Below are 17,357 nucleotides of genomic sequence, written 5' to 3'. Positions count from 1 at the left end.
CCGCCTGAGCATCCGGCCTGCGGCGCGGTGACCTAGGGTGGGGCGTTGACCAGGACGATGGAGGACACGGTGAAGGTGGCGACGCGGCGGGCTCCGATCCCGCCGGAGATCTGGGTGCTGGTGGCCTCGGCGATGCTCATCGCGCTCGGCTTCGGCATCGTCGCCCCGATCCTGCCCCAGTTCGCCCGGTCGTTCGACGTCGGCCTCATGGCGGCGTCGTCGATCGTGTCGGTCTTCGCGTTCGTGCGGCTCGTGTTCGCCCCCGTCGGAGGGGAACTGGTCAACCGGCTGGGCGAGCGCTGGGTGTACTTCGTCGGCCTCCTCATCGTGGGCGCCTCCAGCGCGCTCAGCGGGCTGGCGACCGACTTCTGGTGGCTGCTGGTGTTCCGCGGGCTGGGCGGCATGGGCTCGGTCATGTTCACGGTCTCGTCGATGGCCCTGCTCGTCCGGCTGTCGCCCCCCGCCCAGCGCGGCCACACGTCGTCGCTGTACGGCACCGCCTTCCTGCTCGGCAACATCCTGGGCCCCATCCTCGGGTCCGCCATGCAGGGCCTGGGTCTGCGGATCCCGTTCTTCATCTACGCGGGCGCGGTGTTCCTCGCCGCGGGCGTCGTGCTGGTGTTCCTCCGCGGCCGGGCCGGTGGGCGGCCGAAGGCGGGCGAGCACCAGGAGCGGATGACGCTCGCCGAGGCCATGGGCATGCCGTACTACCGCGCGCTGCTCGTCACCGGATTCGCGCACGGCTGGTCGAACTTCGGCGTGCGCATCGCCCTCCTGCCGCTGATGGCCGCCGCGGTCCCGACGATCGGGGCGACGGCGGCGGGCATCGCGCTGACCCTCTTCGCCCTGGGCAACGCCGTCGCGCAGCAGGCGACAGGCCGGCTGGTGGACCGCATGGGGCGGCGCCCCTTCCTGGTCCTCGGTCTGGCGGTGTCGGCGCTGGCGACCGTCTTCTTCGGCTGGGTGGACTCGTTGTGGCTCTTCCTCGCCCTGTCCGCCCTGGCCGGCGCGGGAGCCGCGCTGATCGCGCCCGCGTCGCAGGCGCTGATGGCCGACATCATCGGCGCGAACCGCAACGGCGGGCAGGCGTTGTCGACCTACTCGATGTCCATGGACCTCGGCTCCATCGCGGGCACCCTCCTCGCGGGGGCGATCGCCGACGCCGTGGGCTTCGGATGGGCCTTCGCCGTCACGGGCTTCGTCATGGCGGCGGCCGTGGTGCCGTGGCTGCTCGTGAAGCGCCGCCCCGGTCGGCGCTGACGCCGCTGCGCCGTCGTCCGCAGTGGGACAATCGGCGCATGAGGCGCTCGCGCGTGACGGTCGCGGCGACGCTGGTATTCGGCGCCGCCCTCCTCGCGTGGACGCTGCTGCCGCCGTCGACCGTGGACGGCCTCTGGCCCTACTCCCCCGTCGCGAGCACCTCGCTGATCGGCCACGCCGCCGCCACGCTGGCGCTGCTCACCTCACCGGTCATCATCTACCCCGCCCTGCTGGCCGCCGCGTGGTGGGCGTCCCGGCGCCGCTTCACGGCCATGTCGCAGGCGATCCTCGTCGCTGTCGCGTTGGCCGTGCTGAGTACCGCGCTACTCAAGGTCACCGTCGCGCGCGACCGGCCGGAGAGTCCCTGGGACTTCCTCGTCAGTGTCGACCCCCTCAGCTATCCGTCCGCCCACACGACGGCGGCCACGGTCGCCGCCATGCTCGCGGGCGTCCTCACGACGACGACCCGCCGGCCGCGGCGCACCGTGCTGCTCACCCGGCTGCTGGGCTCGGTGGCCGTGGTGATGGTCGCGGTCGGGCGGCTGCTGCTGGGCGCCCACTACGTCAGCGACGTCGGGGGCGGGTTCCTGCTCGGCGGGCTGGTCGTGTCGGTGTCCTGCCTCGCCGCGAACGTGCACATGCTGCCGCCGCAGCCCGCCCGGACCGGACCCGGCCGGCTGGTCGTGGTGTACAACCCGACCCGGGTGCGCGACCTCGACGCCGTCCACCGCCTCGTGACGCACGAGACCACGGCGCGCGGCTGGGAATCTCCCGTGTGGCTGGCGACGACCGCCGAGGACCCGGGCGGCGGCATGGCGCGCGCCGCGGTCGAGTCCTCCGCCGACCTCGTCCTGGTGATCGGCGGCGACGGGACCGTCCGCGACGTCTGCGCCGGGCTGGCCGGCGCCGGCGTGCCGGTGGCGATCCTCCCGTCCGGCACCGGCAACCTGCTCGCGCGCAACCTCGGCGTCCCGCTCGACGCCGGCCGGGCGCTGGCCGCCGCGTTCACGGGCACGCCGACGGCACTGGACCTCCTGCGTTACACCGAGCCCGACGGCGGGCGCTCCGGCATCGCGGCGGTCATGGTCGGATTCGGCGCCGACGCGGCCGTGCTGCACGACACCGACGAGGCGCTCAAGCGCGCCCTGGGGCCAGCGGCCTACGTGTGGGCCGGGCGGGGCCACGTCAGGGCCCGCCCCGTGTCGCTCCGGCTCACCGTCGACGACGGCGACCCGCTCGAACGCGACGCGTCGCTCGTGGAGGTCGGCAACGTCGGTGACCTCTACCCGGGGGTCTCCCTCATGCCCGCGGCCAGCGCGCACGACGGCACCCTGGAGGTGCTGATCGCCTCCCCGCGGACGGCGGGTGACGTGGCCCGGATGATCGGCGGTGTGCTGCGGCAGTCGGCCGACGAGCCACTCCTCGACCGGCTGTCGGGCCGGGTGGTGGTGGCGGAGTTCGCCGAGCCTGTCCTCTGCCAGGTCGACGGTGACGTCGTGGGCGAGGTCCGCAGGGTCCGCCTCGAGGTGATCCCCGACGCGGTGCGCGTCGTGCTGCCCGGCTGACCGGTCAGCCGAGCGAGCGCACCCAGGCGGCCGCGTCGTCGAACTCAGCGTCCGAGAAGCCGTGGCCGACGACGGGCCGGGCGCGGTCCGCGCGCGGATAGGAGCCGAGGAAGTGGACCGTGGGGCAGATGCGGTGCAGGCCCTCGAGCGCCTCCTCGACGCGCTTGTCGTGGAGGTGACCCTCGACGTCGATCGAGAAGCAGTAGGAGCCGAGCGTCGTCTTCGTGGGCCGCGACTCGATCCGGCTCAGGTTCACGCCGCGCACGGCGAACTGTTCCAGGATCTCCAGCAGCGCGCCGGCGTGGTCGACGCGCATGTAGGCCACCAAAGTGGTCTTGTCGGCGCCGGTGCGCGGCGGGACCGGACCCGCGACCCCGACCTCCACGAACCGCGTGACCGCACCCGGGTTGTCCTCGATCTGGTAGGCCAACTCATCCAACCCGTACAACTGGCCGGCGACGCGGGCGCACACGGCGGCGTCGTAGCGCGAGTCAGGCCGGGCGACTTCCGCCGCCGCGCCGGCGGTGGAGCCGGCCTCGGTGACCTGGGCGGACGGCAGGGTCGTCGCGAGCCACTCCCGGCACTGCGCGGCGGCGTGGCCGTGCGTGAGGACCTGACGGACCTCGCCCAGTGCGGTCCCCGGCCGGGCGTAGAGGCCGAACTCGACGGGGATGACGATCTCGCCGCGGATGGCCAGCGGGGATCCGGCGATCAGTTCGTCGAGCGTCGCGGACACGCCGCCCTCGACGGAGTTCTCGATCGGCACCACCGCGCCGCGGACCTCGCCCGCCCGCACGGCGTCGAGCGCTTCCCGGACGCTGGCGAACGCGATCGCCTCGTCGTCGGTGATGGAGCGCAACGCCTGATGCGTGAAGGTCCCCGCGGGGCCGAAGTATCCGAGCACGAGCCTCAGCTTAGGCGCGTTCAGCTACCCTTACGCGCCGTGGTCCGGGCGCGGGCGAGGCAGAAGATGCCGTAGAGGATGAGGCCCACCGCGACGGCGATGAGCAGGGCCTGTCCCCCGGGCACCTCGACCAGCGCCTTGAGTGCGCCGTCGAGACCGCCCGTGCTGGACGGGTCGCGGGTGACGACCGCCACGACGAACAGGATCCCGACGATCGCCACGGCGATCCCCTTGGCGACGTAGCCGCCGATCCCGAGCCACACGAACGTCGTGCGGAAGTGGGGCGGCATGTCGACGTCGTCGAGGAACGACCGGGTCACGCCCCGGATGATCATGCCGACGCCGATCGCCACGATCACCACGCCGGCGATCACCAGCAGCCCGGACCCCCACCAGGACTGCAGCAGCTGCGCGCTCAGGGACTCCGTCGCCTCCTCGCCGTCCGACGAGCCGCCCGTGGCGTACGTGAGCGCGGCCGCGCCGACGGCGACGTACATGACGGCGCGCCCGGCACTCTTGGCCGCGTCGCTCTTGTCGTGTCGCGATTCGCCGATGGCGAGGATCACCGAATAGGCCGCCAGACCCAGCAGCGCGATCCCGACCACCCACAGCCCGATCGAGCCGAGGGGGTGGGCGTCGATGGCGCGCATGGCGCCGGACTGGTCCGCGGACCCGCCGCTACCCCGGGCGACCCCGATGGCGATCGCCCCGATGATGGCGTGCACGATGCCGTTGACGACGTGGCCGGCGGCGGCCCACCAGGCGGCGGCGGGATGGTCCTCGACCTGCTTCGCCTTGTCCCGGACCTCGCGCTTCACGCCCCCGTCAGTCATGCGCTCATCGTAGGGTGCCGCGGCCGGTCACTTGAGCAGTTTGGACATGCGGCGGTCGGCCAGGCGCTTGCCGGCCGTCTGGCAGCCGGGGCAGTACTGCAGCGACGAGTCCGCGAAGGACACCTCCGCGATGGTCGAGCCGCACACGTCGCAGGTCTGTCCGGTCCTGCCGTGGACGCGCATCCCCGCCCGCTTGGCGTCCTTCAGCTGATCGATGGGGACCCCGGCGGCCGACCCGATGGCGTCACCGAGCACACGCCGGAGGTGCCCGAACAGGTCCGCGACCGCGGCCTCGTCGAGTGTGTCGGCCGGTTTGAAGGGGCTCAGGCGGGCGGCGTGGAGGATCTCATCGCTGTAGGCGTTGCCGATGCCGGCCAGCACCTTCTGGTCGCGCAGGACGCCCTTGATCTGGGCGCGCCCGGCGCGCGCCAGGATGGCGCGCAGGTCATCGGCCGTGAAGGCGGGATCCATGGGGTCCGGGCCGAGCGCCGCGATCCCGGGCACCTCGGCCGGGTCCTCCACCACGTAGACCGCCAGGTGCTTCTGGGTGCCGGCCTCGGTGACGCTGAACCCCGACCCGTCGTCGAGCACGATCCGAAGCGCGAGCCCCGACTTGCCGGGCTTGGCCGGGACCTTGGGCGCGACCTCGTGCCAAGTGACCCAGCCGGCCCGGGCGAGGTGCACGATGAGGTGCACGCCCTGGGCGGCGACGTCGATGAACTTGCCGTGCCGGCTGACGCCGTCGATCTCCAGCCCGGCCAGTGCCGTCAGCGGCACCCGGTAGGTCTTGAGTGCGGCGAAGGACACCAGGTGGCCCTCCGCGATCACCCGGCCGCGCGCCTTCGCATCGAGGGCGTTGACGAGCGCCGCCACCTCAGGAAGTTCAGGCATCGGGTCCTCCTCTCAGCGACAGCCCGCCGCGGCTGCTCTGCCACGCGGCCGTCAGGGCCGCCCCGTCCATGCTGCCGCGTCCGGACCACCGCAGCCCCGGCAGCGCCAGCGCCCGGTCGAGGCGCGTCAGGTACTCCTCGCGGGGCACCTCGTACGCGCCCAGCGTCCCGAGGTGCTCGGTCAGCCACTGCACGTCGAGCAGCGTGACTCCGACGTCGGTCAGCTCCACGGCGAGCCGCAGCAGCGCCACCTTGGACGCGTCGCGTCCGAGCGTCGGGTGATGGAACATCGACTCGCCGGCGAACATGCCCCCGACGTGCACGCCGTACAGGCCGCCGACGAGCCGCCCCTCGCCGTCCCACGTCTCGACGGAGTGCGCCCAGCCTCCGCGGTGCAGGGTGCGGTAGACCGACGCGACGCGCTCGTCGATCCAGCCGTGCGGGCGCGCCGGGTCCGCGCAGGCGTCGACGACCTGGTCGAACGCGGCGTCGACCGTCGTGGTGTATCTCCGGGCCGAGCGGCGCAGCGACCTCGTCACGTGCAGCCCCCGGATGGGCAGGAGCCCCCGCAACATGGGCGACCACCACCCCATCTCGGGCGCGTCCGGCTCCAGGGGCATCGGGAAGACGCCGCAGCGGTATCCCTCCAGCGCCAGGGCAGGGCTGAACTCCTCGGAGTACCCGATGAGATCCTGGCCCGGCCAGTCGTGCGGCCGGCCGAACGTCACGCCCAGCATCGTCCCAGTCTGGCAGGCGGCACCGACCGTCCGGGAGGGGTCGACGGGTTTGGGTGCGTGTGCGACGCTTGAACTCGGAAAGGGGACCGCATGAGCGATCAGCGTGTCGTCGCGGTGGCCGAGGGGTTCACCGCCGACGTCTTCCACGAACTCCTGCAGCTGGCCATCGAGGGCAAGGGGAAGCTCCCGGGCGCCAAGCAGGCCGCCAATCAGCTGCTGGCCCAGCGCAGCGACCCCGAGGCCGCCGTGTCGCGGATGATCGCCCAGCACGTCGCCATGGCGGGCGGCCAGGGCTTCGCGACCAACTGGGGCGGCTTCTTCGTCTCCCTGCTCACGATCCCCGCCAACATCGCGGCGTCGTCGTTCCTGCAGGCCCGCCTGGTGTCCGGCATCGCCCACCTGCGCGGCTACGAGGTCGGCGACCCGCGCGTCCGCACGGCGATCCTCATGGTCATGCTCGGCCCCGGCGCCATGGCGCACCTGGTGAGCACCGGCGTGCTCCCCAGTTCGCCGCTGGTCGTGGCGACGGCGCCGGTGTTCGACGCGCGGCTCGACGGGCAGGTGTCGCGGGCGCTGCTCGACCGTGCCCTCAACCAGGTCACCGGCAAGCGGCTCGGCCTGCGCCTGGCCCGCGGGATCCCGCTCGTGGGCGGCGGCGTGGGCGCCGCGGTCGACGGCTGGTCCACCCGCGCCATCGCGATCCACGCCATGAACGAGTTCCCCAGCCGGCGGCCCCGGACCTCGTCGGGGCACGCGGAGGGCGCCTCGGAGGCCTAGGGCCCGGCGGAGCAGCCGGTCAGTACGCGCGCGGCACCCGATCCGTGATGAGGCAGGTCACCTCGTAGGTGATCGTGTCCATGAGCCGGGCGAGTTCGTCGACCCCGATGCGCTCGGCACCGCTGTCGCCCATCAGCACCACCTCGTCGCCCACGGCCGCCGTCGGCTCGTCCGGGCCGAGGTCGATCATCGTCTGGTCCATGCACACCCGCCCGACCACCGGGTAGGACCGGCCCGCGATGAGCATCCGCCCCCGCGACGACAGGAGCCGCGAGTACCCGTCGCCGTAGCCGACGGCCACCGTGCCGATCCACGTGTCGCGGGGCGCGATCCAGGACCGGCCGTATCCGACGCTCTCCCCTGCCTCCACCCGCTTGACGAAGCTCAGGCGCGACACCCAGCGGCCCACGTCGTGCAGCGCCCTCGTCCTCGGCGTCTCGGCGTCGGGGTAGGAGCCGTACAGCATGATGCCCGGGCGCACCATGGTCGTGCGCCCGAGGTCGTGGCCCAGCAGGGCGCCGGAGTTCGCGGCGTGCACGTGTTCGACGGGGCCGACGGCCGCCTCGACCTGCGCGACGGCGGCCTCGAACCGCGCGAGCTGGTCGCGGGTGAACGCGCTCCCCGCCGCGACGTCGCTGATGGGCAGATGCGTGAACACTCCCCCCAGGCGGAGGTTGGCGGCGCGGTCGATGCGGCGGGCCAGGTCGACGGCGTCCGCCGGATCGGCGCCGACGCGTCGCATGCCGGTGTCGAGCTTGAGGTGCACGTCGACGGTGGCGCGCGCGGCGGCGGCCGCGGCCTGCGCGGCGTCGATGGCCCCGGCCGTCCCGACCGAGAGCGTGAGGTCGGCGGCGACGGCCTCGGCGAGGTCGTCGTCGAAGGTGGGCGTGAACTTGAGGATGGGCAGCCGGACCCCGGCCGCGCGGAGCCGGCTCGCCTCGTCGGTCACGGCGACGCCCAGCCAGTCCGCGGATCCGCGCTGCTCGATGCTGCGCGCCACCTCGACCAGGCCGTGCCCGTAGGCGTTCGCCTTGACCGCGGCGAGCACCGTGCGCCCGCCGGCCAGGTCGCGGGCGACCGCGAGGTTGGCGTGGATGGCGTCGAGGTCGACGTGGAACCGGGTGGGCGCGGGCATGGGGACAGTGTGGCGGATCAGAACAGCAACGCCAGCGCGGGCTCCTGGAGGATGGACGCGACGTCGTGCAGGAACCGCGACCCCTGCTCGCCGTCGACGACCCGGTGGTCGAACGCCACCGCGAGCGTCGTCACCCAGCGCGGCACGACCCGCTCGTCGGCGCCCGTCCCGACCACCCACGGGCGGCGCTGGATCGATCCCATGCAGAAGATCGCGGATTCGTCGCCGTTGATGATGGGCGTCCCGGCGTCGACGCCGAACACGCCGACGTTGGTGATGGTGAACGTGCCGGCGGCGTAGTCGCCCGGCTGGAGCTTGCCCTCCCGCGACACCTGCACCAGCTGGTTGATCGCCTGGCACAGCTGCAGCAGGCTCAGCCGGTCCGCGCCCTTGATGTTGGGGACCATGAGCCCGCGGGGCGTGGCGGCGGCGATGCCGAGGTTGACGTCGCCGTAGTAGACGATCTCCTGGCGCTCCTCGTCCCACGACGAGTTCAGCTCCGGGTTCCGCTCCAGCGCCAGGCAGATGGCCTTGGCGTAGACGAGCAGCGGCGAGACGCGTAGCCCCGTGAACTCCCGGCGGCCCTTGAGGGTCTCGACGAAATCCATGGTGGCGCTGACGTCGACGGTGATCCACTCGGTGACGTGGACGTGCGTCTGGACGGACCGCACCATGTTCTCGGCCGTCACCTTGCGCACGCCCTTGATCGGGACGCGACGCTCGGAGCGGCCCTGGCGCGGATCGAAGCCGCCGAGCCCCTCGGACGGGCCGAAGCCCGCGCCGAAACTGGAGCCGCTGAACGATGTGCCGGCGTGCGGCTGGCCCGGCGCCGCGTCGGCGTCGCCGATGCGTGGCCCGGACGCCTGGAACGCGGCATGGTCGTTGAGGATGCGGCCCTGCGCGGGCTGCTCGTCCAGGTACCGGAACGCGGCGGCCGCCTCGACGTCGCGGCGAGTGATCGTGCCGTCGGGGCCCGTGCCCACGACGGTCCCGAGGTCCACGCCCAGGTCCTTGGCGTACTTGCGCACCGGCGGCTTGGCCTTCGCGTCGCCCGGGTCGGAGGCCAGGACGAGTTGGGACTCGGATGGCGCGGTGCCGGGGGTCGGCAGCGGGTCTCCGCTCGCCTGAGCCGTGACGACGGTGGCGGGCTGCACCTCGTCGGCCCGCCGGCCCGGCTCGTGCTGGTCGTAGGCGGCCGACATGGCCGCCGCAGCCGAGGCGTGGTCGGGGGTCTCGCGCGTGCGGCGTCGCCGCCGCGTGGGCGCACCGTCGGAGGCACCGTAGCCGACAAGGTTGGGTCCGGCGTCGTCCGGCTCCGGCTCGGCGCCGTCGTCGATCTCGACGATGGGCGTGCCCACCTCGACCGTGGTGCCCTCCGCCACCAGGAGCGCGGCGACGGTCCCGGCGAACGGCGACGGCAGCTCGACCAGGGACTTGGCGGTCTCGATCTCGACCAGCACGTCGTTGACCTCGACGACGTCGCCGGCGGCGACCCGCCAGGCGACGATCTCCGCCTCCAGGAGGCCCTCGCCCGGGTCCGGCAACAGGAACTGACGCTTCATCTCACCACTCCTAGTACGCGAGCGACCGGTCGACGGCGTCGAGGATCCGGTCCACGCCGGGCAGGTACTCCTCCTCGACGCGACTGGGCGGGTAGGGCATGTCGTAGCCGGCCACGCGCAGCACCGGCGATTCCATCACGTAGAACAGGTCCTCGTGCAGCTTCGCGGCGATCTCGGCGCCCAGGCCGAGGGTCTTCGGCGCCTCGTGCACGACGATGGCGCGCTTCGTGCGCCGCACCGACGACTCGATCGTCACCCAGTCGAGGGGGCTCAGCGTGCGCAGGTCGACGACCTCGAGCGACGTGCCCTCCTCCGCCGCCACGGCGGCCGCGTCCAGGCAGGTCTTGACCATCGGGCCGTAGCACAGCAGCGTGGCGTCGGTGCCGTAGCGCGACACCTGGGCCTGGTGCATGGGGGCGGGCCGGGCCGTGAAGTTGACCGCGCCCTTGACGTGGTAGCGGCGCTTCGGCTCCAGGAAGACGACCGGGTCGTCGGACTGGATGGCCTGCTGGATCATCCAGTAGGCGTCGTTGGCGTTGGAGCAGGCGACGACCTTGAGCCCAGGCGTGTGCGCGAAGTAGGCCTCCGGGGACTCGGAGTGGTGCTCGATCGCGCCGATGCCGCCGCCGAACGGGATCCGGATCACCATCGGCATGGGCGTGTGCCCGCCGGTCCGCATGTGCATCTTGGCCACCTGGGTGACGATCTGCGAGAAGCCGGGGAAGACGAAGCCGTCGAACTGGATCTCGACGACGGGCCGGTAGCCGCGCATCGCGAGCCCGACGGCGGTGCCGATGATCCCGGATTCGGCCAGGGGCGAGTCCACGACGCGGTTCTCGCCGAACTCGGCCTGCAGGCCCTCGGTGATGCGGAAGACGCCGCCGAGCTTGCCGATGTCCTCTCCCGCGAGGAGGACCTTCGGGTCCGCCTGCAGCGCGCGGCGTAGCCCCCGGTTCAGGGCCTTGGCCATGGTCAAGGTCTCGCTCATGCGTCCTCCTCCAGGGCGGCGGCGAACTCGGCGTACTCGCGGCGCTGCGCCTCCAGCGCCACGGTGGGCTCGGCGTAGACGGTGTCGAAGAGGCGCTCCATCGTCGTGGCCTCGAGCGTCGGGATGGCGGCCCGGGCCGCGGCCCCGAACTCCTTGGCCTCCGCCTCGACGGCGTCCTGCCACGCGTCGTCGATGGCGCCCATGCCGCGCAGGTAGGTGGTGAGGCGCGCGATCGGGTCGCGGCCGCGCCAGGCCTCCTCGTCGGCGCGCTCGCGGTACTTCGTCGGGTCGTCGGAGGTGGTGTGCGCCCCCATGCGGTACGTGAAGGCCTCGATGAACGCCGGCCCGTCGCCCGCCCGCGCGCGGGCCATCGCCCAGTCCGTGACGGCCTTGACCGCCAGCACGTCATTGCCGTCCACCTGGACGCCTGGGAAGCCGAACCCCCGGGCGCGCTGGTACAGCGGGATCCGCGACTGCAGGGCGATGGGCTCGGAGATGGCCCACTGGTTGTTCTGGCAGAAGAACACCACCGGCGCGTTGTAGGAGGCGGCGAACACGTACGCCTCGTTGACGTCGCCCTGGCTGGCGGCGCCGTCGCCGTGGTAGACGATGACGGCGGCGTTGTCGTCGTCGCGCTCGTTGCCGACGGCGCCGTCGAGCTGCAGGCCCATGGCATAGCCGGTCGCGTGCAGCGTTTGGCAGCCGATGACGATCTGGTAGTTCTTGAAGGAGTCGAGCTTCTCCCAGTAGCCGCCGTTGGAGCCGCGGAAGAGCGACAGCATGTTGGTCACCGGGACGCCCAGCACCATCGCGACGGCGTGCTCGCGGTAGGACGGGAAGACGACGTCGGCCGGCCGCAGCGCGTGGGCCGAGCCGACCTGGGCGGCCTCCTGCCCGATCAGCGGCGTCCACAGCCCCAGCTCACCGTGCCGCTGGAGGGCCGTGGCCTCCGCGTCGAACCGGCGGGCCAGGATCATGTCCTTGAGGTAGCCGACCAGGTCCTCGGTGGTGCCGTCGAACTGGAACTCGTCGTGCTCCACTCGGGTCCCGTCGGGGGTGAGCAGCTGAACCATGTCGTCGCTCTGACCGCGCACGCGGCCTCCTTCCAAGTTACGTTTCCGTAGCTTACGCAAGCGTAGCTTACGGGGTTTCGGGTCGATAGTTGTGACGCAGCGGGTACCCGGGGTGGCGGCGCGGTGACGGCAGCGTGAATCGGGCACGGAGATCCTCGTGCCCGTGACAGTCGAGCTCGCCGACGGCGCCCCCATCGACGACGATGACGAGCCCACCCCGCCGGTCGTCCGGCCCGGGCTGCCCTCCACGGGCAACTGACCCATCACGATCAGGGGGGCCGGGCACTGAGCCCGGCCCCCCTGATCGTTCTCCAGTCCGGTCAGCCGGCCAGCGTCGCGACCAGCACCGCCTTGATGGTGTGCATCCGGTTCTCCGCCTGGTCGAACACGATGCTCGCCTCGGACTCGAAGACCTCGTCGGTCACCTCCACGCCCTCGATGCCGAACTCCTCCTTGAGCCCGCGCCCCACCGTCGTGGCGAGGTCGTGGAAGGCCGGCAGGCAGTGCATGAACTTCACGTCCGGGTTGCCGGTGGCGCGTAGCAGCTCGGCGTTGATCTGGTAGGGCCGCAGGAGCTCGATGCGCTCGGCCCACACCTCCTTGGGCTCGCCGAGCGAGACCCACACGTCGGTGTAGACGAAGTCGACGCCCGCGACACCGGCCGCCACGTCGTCGGTGACGGTGATCCGCGCCCCCGTCGTCTCGGCGAGGCGGCGCGCCTCGGCCACCACGTCGTCGGCGTTCTGCTGCGCGACAGGCGCCACCATCCGCACGTCCATGCCCATCAGGGCGCCGCTGATCAGCAGCGAGTTGCCGACGTTGTTGCGGGCGTCGCCGAGGAACGCGAAGGAGATCTCCTCCAACGGCTTGCCGCTGTGCTCGATCATCGTGAGCTGGTCGGCGAGCATCTGTGTGGGGTGCCAGTCGTCGGTGAGGCCGTTGTAAACGGGCACGCCGGCGTGGGCGGCCAGCGTCTCGACGACGTCCTGCCCGGCGCCGCGGTACTCGATGCCGTCGTACCAGCGGCCCAGGACGCGGGCGGTGTCGGCGGCCGACTCCTTGTGTCCGATCTGCGACCCGGAGGGGTCCAGGTAGGTGGTCATACCGCCCTGCTCCGCGACGGCGACCTCGAAGGCGCACCGGGTCCGGGTGGAGGTCTTCTCGAACAGCAACGCGACCTTCTTCCCGACGAGACGGCGCTCCTCGCGTCCCTCGCGGCGCTGCAGCTTGAGCTCGGCCGAGAGGTCGAGCAGGCCACGCCATTCGTCGGGGGTGAAGTCCAGCTCCTTGAGGAAGCTGCGGCCGCGCAGGCTCATCGTCGTCGCCTTTCCTGGATCGGGTCCGTGAGGACCCACAGGCTACCGCCCCGCGTGAGCCCGGCCCCGGGTGACCGCCGCGAGCACACCGTCGACGGCGGCCTCGATGTCGGCCAGCGTCTCCTGGAAGCCGTCCTCGGTGCCGTACCAGGGGTCGACGAGCGACTCGCCCTCCGGCTTGTCGGGGTTGAAGTCGTTCAGGAGCACGAGGTTGGTCGCGCCCGGCGCGATGCGCTGCAGCCGCGAGACGTGCATGGGCTCGGCGGCGACGACGAGGTCCGCCGAGGCGATGTCGCGGGCGCCGATCTTCCGCGCGCGATGGCCGGAGGCGTCGTAGCCGTGCTGCTCGAGGATCCGGGCGGCCCTGCGGTCGATGGGGTTGCCCTCCTCCTCGTTCGAGACGCCGAAGCTCTCGATCCGCACGTCGAGCCCCAACTCGTCGGCCCGACGGCGTGCCACACGTTCGGCCATGGGCGACCGGCAGATGTTGCCCCAACACACGAACAGAAGCGTTGCCATGACGTCCACGATACCCACGCACGGCGCGAGCACCGAGTCCGCGGGGTGCGGGTAGGATGAGGCGCTGTATGCAGTGAAAGCAGACGGGGGACGGTCATGCAGATCTTGGTGGTGGACGACGATCAGGCGGTGCGCGACTCGCTCGCCCGGTCGCTGACGTACACCGGCGACGAGGTGCAGACCGCCGCCGACGGCGTCGAGGCCCTCGCGAAGCTCGTCAGCTACACGCCCGACGCCATCATCATGGACGTCATGATGCCGCGCCTCGACGGCCTCGAAACCACCCGCATGTTGCGCGAGGGCGGCAACGACATCCCGATCCTCATCCTCACGGCGCGCGACGCGGTCGGGGACCGGGTGGACGGGCTGGACGCCGGCGCCGACGACTACATGGTCAAGCCCTTCGCGCTCGACGAGCTGCTGGCCCGGCTGCGCGCCCTGACCCGGCGCTCGAAGCCGGCCCCGGAGGCCGAGTCCAAGGTCCTCACGTTCCAGGACGTCACGCTCGACACGCAGCACCGCGAGGTCACGCGCGGCGGCCAGCACATCTCGCTCACGCGCACCGAATTCGCCCTGCTGCAGGTCTTCATGGAGAACCCGCGGCGGGTCATGGAGCGCAACACCTTGCTCAACGAGGTGTGGGGATTCGAGTTCCCGACGACGGCGAACTCGCTCGAGGTCTACATCGGCTACCTGCGCCGGAAGACGGAGGCGGGAGGCCGCCCCCGCCTCATCCACACGGTGCGGGGGATCGGCTACGTCCTGCGTGAAACGCCCCCGTGATCGGGAGCTGGTGGATCCGCCTGCGGCGCGGGATCGGCCGGCTCGTCAGCGGGCAGTCGCTGCAGTGGCGGCTCGCGCTGCTCACCGGCGGCAGCGTCGCGCTGTCGGTCCTCGCGGTGGGGGCGACGTCGTACGGCGTCACCCGATGGTCGCTGCTTGAGCAGCTGGACCGGGAACTGGTCGGTGTCGCGCAGACCGCGTCGCAGACCATCTCGTCGAACGTGTCGAACATGGGCGGCCTGTCCGCCGACATGCTGGGCGCGTCCAACGGCCTGCTCGCGTTGGTGTCCGCCGACGGCGTGGTGAAGCAGGTTCCGGGGCAGCCGGTGGCGCTGCCGGCCGGGGCGGAAGAGATCACGATCGCGCGGATGCAGAGCGGGTCGTCCGCGCGGACCGTGGACGCCGACGGCACCGCCTACCGCGTCGTGTCGGTGCCCATGACCGTCGACGCCGACCATTACGCGGTCATCTACGGGCGGCCCACCACCGCGCTGGAGGCCACACTCGGCTCGCTGTGGATCGTGCTGCTGGCGGCCGGGCTGCTCGGCATCGTCACGACCACCGTCGCGGCGCTGTGGGCGGCACAGGCCGTGCTGGCCCCCGTCCGGCGACTGTCGCAGGCGGTGAAGTCCGTCACGCAGACCGACCAGCTCAACCCCATCCGCATCTACGGCCGCGACGACCTGGGCGAGCTGACGAAGTCGTTCAACCTCATGCTGCGCTCGCTGCAGACGTCGCGGGAACAGCAGCGCCAGCTCATCGCCGACGCGGGCCACGAGCTGCGCACGCCGCTGACGTCGATGCGCACGAACATCGAGCTGCTGCTGGCCGACGACAAGTCCGGCATGCTCCCCGAGGGGGCCCGCTCGGTGATCCTCGGCGACGTCGCGGCGCAGCTCGGCGAGTTCTCCGCCCTCGTCGGCGACCTGGTGGCCCTCACCCGCGACGACCACCTCCAGCGCCCCCACGAGCCGCTGGACATGGCCGACGTGACGGAGGCCGCCGTCGAGCGGGCGCGCCGCCGCGGCCCTGGCATCAGGTTCGACGTCGCCCTGGAGCCGACGCCGGTCATGGCCGACGCCGCGACGCTGGAGCGCGCGATCACCAACCTGCTCGACAACGCCGTGAAGTTCTCCCCCTCCGACGGCACCATCACGGTGACGCTCGAGGAGGGGACGCTGACCATCGTCGATGAGGGCCCGGGCATCGCGGAGGAGGACCTTCCGCTGATCTTCGACCGGTTCTACCGCTCGGACCGCGCCCGCAACACGCCGGGCACGGGGCTCGGGCTGTCCATCGTCGACCACACCGTGCGCGCGCACGGCGGGTCGGTGCGCGCCAGTAACGACACCGAGCGCGGCGCCAAGTTCGTGATGCGGCTGCCCGTCATCACCGAGACGGCCGAGCCAGCGCTGTGAGGTCCGGGGCGTGACGGTCGTGCTCACCCCCGCGCAGCGCCGCGGGCTGTCGGTCGGCGTCGCCACCGGTCTGTACGGGATCTCCTTCGGGGCGCTGGCGGTCGCGGCGGGCCTGTCGGTGGCGCAGGCGTCGGCCCTCAGCCTGCTGATGTTCACCGGTGGCTCGCAGTTCGCGTTCGTCGGGGTCGTCGCGGGGGGCGGGTCGCTCGGCTCCGCGACCGCCGCCGCCTCCCTGCTGGGTGTGCGCAACGCGATCTACGGCGTGACGGCCAACGCGATGCTGCGGCCGCGGGGCTGGCGGCGCTTCGCCGCAGCACAGGTGACGATCGACGAATCCATCGCCACGGCGTCGGCCGCGGAGGACGCCGACGAGGAGCGTCGCGGGTTCTGGGCCGGCGGCCTCGCGGTGTTCGTGCTGTGGAACCTGTTCACGGTGGTCGGGGCGCTCGTCGGCGACGCGCTGGGCGACCCGGCGGCGTGGGGCCTCGACGGCGCCGCGGTGGCGGCCTTCCTCGGCCTCCTGTGGCCGCGGCTGCGGGGCCGGGACCCGGTGGCGGTGGCGGTCGTCGCGGCGGTGGTCACGGTCGCGGTGGCGCCGGTCGTCCCCCCGGGCATCCCCATCATCATCGCGGCGGCGGTGGCCCTCGCCATGACGGCCGCGCAGCACCGGCGTCGCGCCGGGAGTGGGGCGGTGCGGCCGTGAGCCTGTGGCTGTGGATCCTCGCCGCGTGCGCGATCGCGTATGTGACCAAGCTCGTCGGCTATCTGTTGCCTGCCTCGTGGTTGGAGAACCCGTGGGTGTCGACGCTCTCGCACGGGGTCACCGTCGGGCTGCTCGCGTCCCTGGTGGCGGTGAACACCTTCGTCTCCGGAACGTCCATCGTTCTCGACGCGCGGGTCGTCGCGCTGGGCGCGGCCGCCGTCGCGCTGCTGGTGCGGGCGCCATACCTCGTGGTCGTGGTCGTCGGGGCGGCCGCCGCCGCGCTGGCCCGCCTGGCCGGCATGGCCTGAGCGGGTTGTCCACAGGGTTACGCACAGCTGTGCACAGGTTACGCCGGTGTAATTCGGCCTCCGCCATGGGTCGCCGAGGACGACTGTCGAGCCGCAACCTACTTTGTATAGACGGGGCTCTATATAATGTAGGTTCCAATCTGGATGGGCTGATTGCATGGCACTGGGGCCGGAGCTCCGATCCCACTCCACCAGGCTCTGGGGCTAGCGGTGCCCCCGAGCCCCAGATAGCCTGGGACATCAGAACCTCAATTCACAGTTGAGTCGTTCATCGAGGGCGTCCCTGTTCCCGCAGGGGTGCCCTCACTCATGCCAGGACGCACGCGTTCAATGCCACAGCACCCTGGGAGGCCACCCGCCTGACAACCAAGCGGGCCATGGGGAAGCGTCCGCGCGGTCCGCGGCATGACAGGGCGTGCGCTCGGGTACCGGCAAGCCCACAGGCTACCCTCGCGCACTGCGGCAGACATCCCAGGTTTTGTTTTGTCAAGCGGCAGCGCTGGATTGGTGGCTCCAGGCCTTGTTTTCGTCGTAGAGCTGGCCGGTTTTGAGGCAGCCGTGGAGGATGCCCACCCACCGGTTCCCG

The 17,357-nt window shown here is 72.0% G+C and carries 17 protein-coding genes; 7 read left to right on the top strand and 10 right to left on the bottom strand.

The features are described 5' to 3' along the window. The first annotated feature begins 45 nt into the window (after nt 1-45). Nucleotides 46-1,260, top strand: coding sequence for an MFS transporter (locus tag ACFQPD_RS05895; protein ID WP_197971708.1), 1,215 nt, complete (start codon nt 46-48; stop codon nt 1,258-1,260). Nucleotides 1,261-1,298: 38 nt separating this feature from the next. Further along, complete coding sequence (locus tag ACFQPD_RS05890; RefSeq protein WP_385899392.1) at nt 1,299-2,825, top strand: diacylglycerol kinase family protein; 1,527 nt, start codon at nt 1,299-1,301, stop codon at nt 2,823-2,825. A gap of 4 nt (nt 2,826-2,829) precedes the next feature. On the opposite strand, the gene pheA is transcribed toward ACFQPD_RS05890, so the two are convergent. Genes pheA through aat form a run of 4 tightly spaced genes read right to left on the bottom strand, consistent with a single transcriptional unit; the run spans nt 2,830 to nt 6,189 of the window. Then, on the bottom strand, nt 2,830-3,729 hold the full coding sequence (pheA, locus tag ACFQPD_RS05885; RefSeq protein ID WP_385899389.1) for a prephenate dehydratase: 900 nt from the start codon (nt 3,727-3,729) through the stop codon (nt 2,830-2,832). A gap of 20 nt (nt 3,730-3,749) precedes the next feature. Then, nucleotides 3,750-4,562, bottom strand: a complete 813-nt coding sequence (locus ACFQPD_RS05880; RefSeq protein WP_385899387.1) for a DUF1206 domain-containing protein — start codon at nt 4,560-4,562, stop codon at nt 3,750-3,752. A 27-nt stretch (nt 4,563-4,589) separates the two neighbouring features. After that, the gene (locus ACFQPD_RS05875) at nt 4,590-5,453 is read right to left on the bottom strand and encodes an Fpg/Nei family DNA glycosylase (protein ID WP_385899385.1); all 864 of its coding nucleotides are present in this window, start codon (nt 5,451-5,453) and stop codon (nt 4,590-4,592) included. Continuing rightward, the gene (gene aat, locus ACFQPD_RS05870) at nt 5,446-6,189 is read right to left on the bottom strand and encodes a leucyl/phenylalanyl-tRNA--protein transferase (RefSeq protein WP_385899382.1); all 744 of its coding nucleotides are present in this window, start codon (nt 6,187-6,189) and stop codon (nt 5,446-5,448) included. The genes ACFQPD_RS05875 and aat overlap by 8 nt, the downstream gene beginning before the upstream one ends. A gap of 90 nt (nt 6,190-6,279) precedes the next feature. Here aat and ACFQPD_RS05865 point away from each other — a divergent pair, with 90 nt between their 5' ends. Continuing rightward, nucleotides 6,280-6,966, top strand: a complete 687-nt coding sequence (locus tag ACFQPD_RS05865) for a hypothetical protein (protein ID WP_385899378.1) — start codon at nt 6,280-6,282, stop codon at nt 6,964-6,966. 19 nt (nt 6,967-6,985) lie between these two features. Here ACFQPD_RS05865 and alr read toward each other — a convergent pair whose 3' ends face one another. From alr to ACFQPD_RS05835, 6 genes are all read right to left on the bottom strand, one after another. Then, a complete protein-coding gene (alr, locus tag ACFQPD_RS05860) occupies nt 6,986-8,101 on the bottom strand; it encodes an alanine racemase (protein ID WP_385899376.1) in 1,116 nt (371 codons plus the stop codon). A 17-nt stretch (nt 8,102-8,118) separates the two neighbouring features. Beyond that, entirely contained in the window at nt 8,119-9,645 is a 1,527-nt protein-coding gene (locus ACFQPD_RS05855) for a dihydrolipoamide acetyltransferase family protein (RefSeq protein ID WP_385899441.1), read from the bottom strand. 28 nt (nt 9,646-9,673) lie between these two features. Continuing rightward, nucleotides 9,674-10,651 (bottom strand): alpha-ketoacid dehydrogenase subunit beta, encoded by a 978-nt coding sequence (locus ACFQPD_RS05850; RefSeq protein WP_385899373.1) that lies wholly within the window; start codon nt 10,649-10,651, stop codon nt 9,674-9,676. Beyond that, on the bottom strand, nt 10,648-11,745 hold the full coding sequence (gene pdhA, locus ACFQPD_RS05845; RefSeq protein ID WP_353080897.1) for a pyruvate dehydrogenase (acetyl-transferring) E1 component subunit alpha: 1,098 nt from the start codon (nt 11,743-11,745) through the stop codon (nt 10,648-10,650). The genes ACFQPD_RS05850 and pdhA overlap by 4 nt, the downstream gene beginning before the upstream one ends. A gap of 299 nt (nt 11,746-12,044) precedes the next feature. Beyond that, nucleotides 12,045-13,040: an ornithine carbamoyltransferase gene (argF, locus tag ACFQPD_RS05840; protein ID WP_385899370.1), complete on the bottom strand. Its 996-nt coding sequence runs from the start codon at nt 13,038-13,040 to the stop codon at nt 12,045-12,047. A 42-nt stretch (nt 13,041-13,082) separates the two neighbouring features. After that, nucleotides 13,083-13,559, bottom strand: a complete 477-nt coding sequence (locus ACFQPD_RS05835; protein WP_385899367.1) for a low molecular weight protein-tyrosine-phosphatase — start codon at nt 13,557-13,559, stop codon at nt 13,083-13,085. A 96-nt stretch (nt 13,560-13,655) separates the two neighbouring features. Here ACFQPD_RS05835 and ACFQPD_RS05830 point away from each other — a divergent pair, with 96 nt between their 5' ends. The 4 genes from ACFQPD_RS05830 to ACFQPD_RS05815 are packed head-to-tail and all read left to right on the top strand — an operon-like array spanning nt 13,656 to nt 16,771. Further along, nucleotides 13,656-14,342, top strand: coding sequence for a response regulator transcription factor (locus tag ACFQPD_RS05830; RefSeq protein ID WP_068751740.1), 687 nt, complete (start codon nt 13,656-13,658; stop codon nt 14,340-14,342). A gap of 32 nt (nt 14,343-14,374) precedes the next feature. After that, nucleotides 14,375-15,760 carry an ATP-binding protein gene (locus ACFQPD_RS05825; RefSeq protein ID WP_385899439.1) on the top strand — a complete coding sequence of 462 codons (1,386 nt, stop codon included), beginning with the start codon at nt 14,375-14,377 and terminating at the stop codon, nt 15,758-15,760. Between the two features lie 10 nt (nt 15,761-15,770). Next, the gene (locus ACFQPD_RS05820) at nt 15,771-16,463 is read left to right on the top strand and encodes an AzlC family ABC transporter permease (RefSeq protein ID WP_353080893.1); all 693 of its coding nucleotides are present in this window, start codon (nt 15,771-15,773) and stop codon (nt 16,461-16,463) included. After that, nucleotides 16,460-16,771, top strand: a complete 312-nt coding sequence (locus tag ACFQPD_RS05815; protein ID WP_068751743.1) for an AzlD domain-containing protein — start codon at nt 16,460-16,462, stop codon at nt 16,769-16,771. Before ACFQPD_RS05820 ends, ACFQPD_RS05815 begins: the two co-directional genes overlap by 4 nt. Nucleotides 16,772-17,357: the final 586 nt, after the last annotated feature.

The organism is Tessaracoccus sp. O5.2, from assembly GCF_964266725.1.
GTDB classification, from domain to species: domain Bacteria; phylum Actinomycetota; class Actinomycetes; order Propionibacteriales; family Propionibacteriaceae; genus Arachnia; species Arachnia lapidicapta.
Note: the sequence above shows the minus strand (reverse complement) of the source record. Positions and strands in the feature narration are given on the sequence as shown.

Excerpts from the sequence above, each read along its gene's own strand:
- ACFQPD_RS05890 (WP_385899392.1), top strand. The coding sequence starts at position 1,299 with ATGAGGCGCTCGCGCGTGACGGTCGCGGCGACGCTGGTATTCGGCGCC.
- ACFQPD_RS05880 (WP_385899387.1), bottom strand. The coding sequence starts at position 4,562 with ATGACTGACGGGGGCGTGAAGCGCGAGGTCCGGGACAAGGCGAAGCAG.
- ACFQPD_RS05875 (WP_385899385.1), bottom strand. The coding sequence starts at position 5,453 with ATGCCTGAACTTCCTGAGGTGGCGGCGCTCGTCAACGCCCTCGATGCG.
- aat (WP_385899382.1), bottom strand. The coding sequence starts at position 6,189 with ATGCTGGGCGTGACGTTCGGCCGGCCGCACGACTGGCCGGGCCAGGAT.
- ACFQPD_RS05865 (WP_385899378.1), top strand. The coding sequence starts at position 6,280 with ATGAGCGATCAGCGTGTCGTCGCGGTGGCCGAGGGGTTCACCGCCGAC.
- alr (WP_385899376.1), bottom strand. The coding sequence starts at position 8,101 with ATGCCCGCGCCCACCCGGTTCCACGTCGACCTCGACGCCATCCACGCC.
- ACFQPD_RS05850 (WP_385899373.1), bottom strand. The coding sequence starts at position 10,651 with ATGAGCGAGACCTTGACCATGGCCAAGGCCCTGAACCGGGGGCTACGC.
- argF (WP_385899370.1), bottom strand. The coding sequence starts at position 13,040 with ATGAGCCTGCGCGGCCGCAGCTTCCTCAAGGAGCTGGACTTCACCCCC.
- ACFQPD_RS05835 (WP_385899367.1), bottom strand. The coding sequence starts at position 13,559 with ATGGCAACGCTTCTGTTCGTGTGTTGGGGCAACATCTGCCGGTCGCCC.
- ACFQPD_RS05830 (WP_068751740.1), top strand. The coding sequence starts at position 13,656 with ATGCAGATCTTGGTGGTGGACGACGATCAGGCGGTGCGCGACTCGCTC.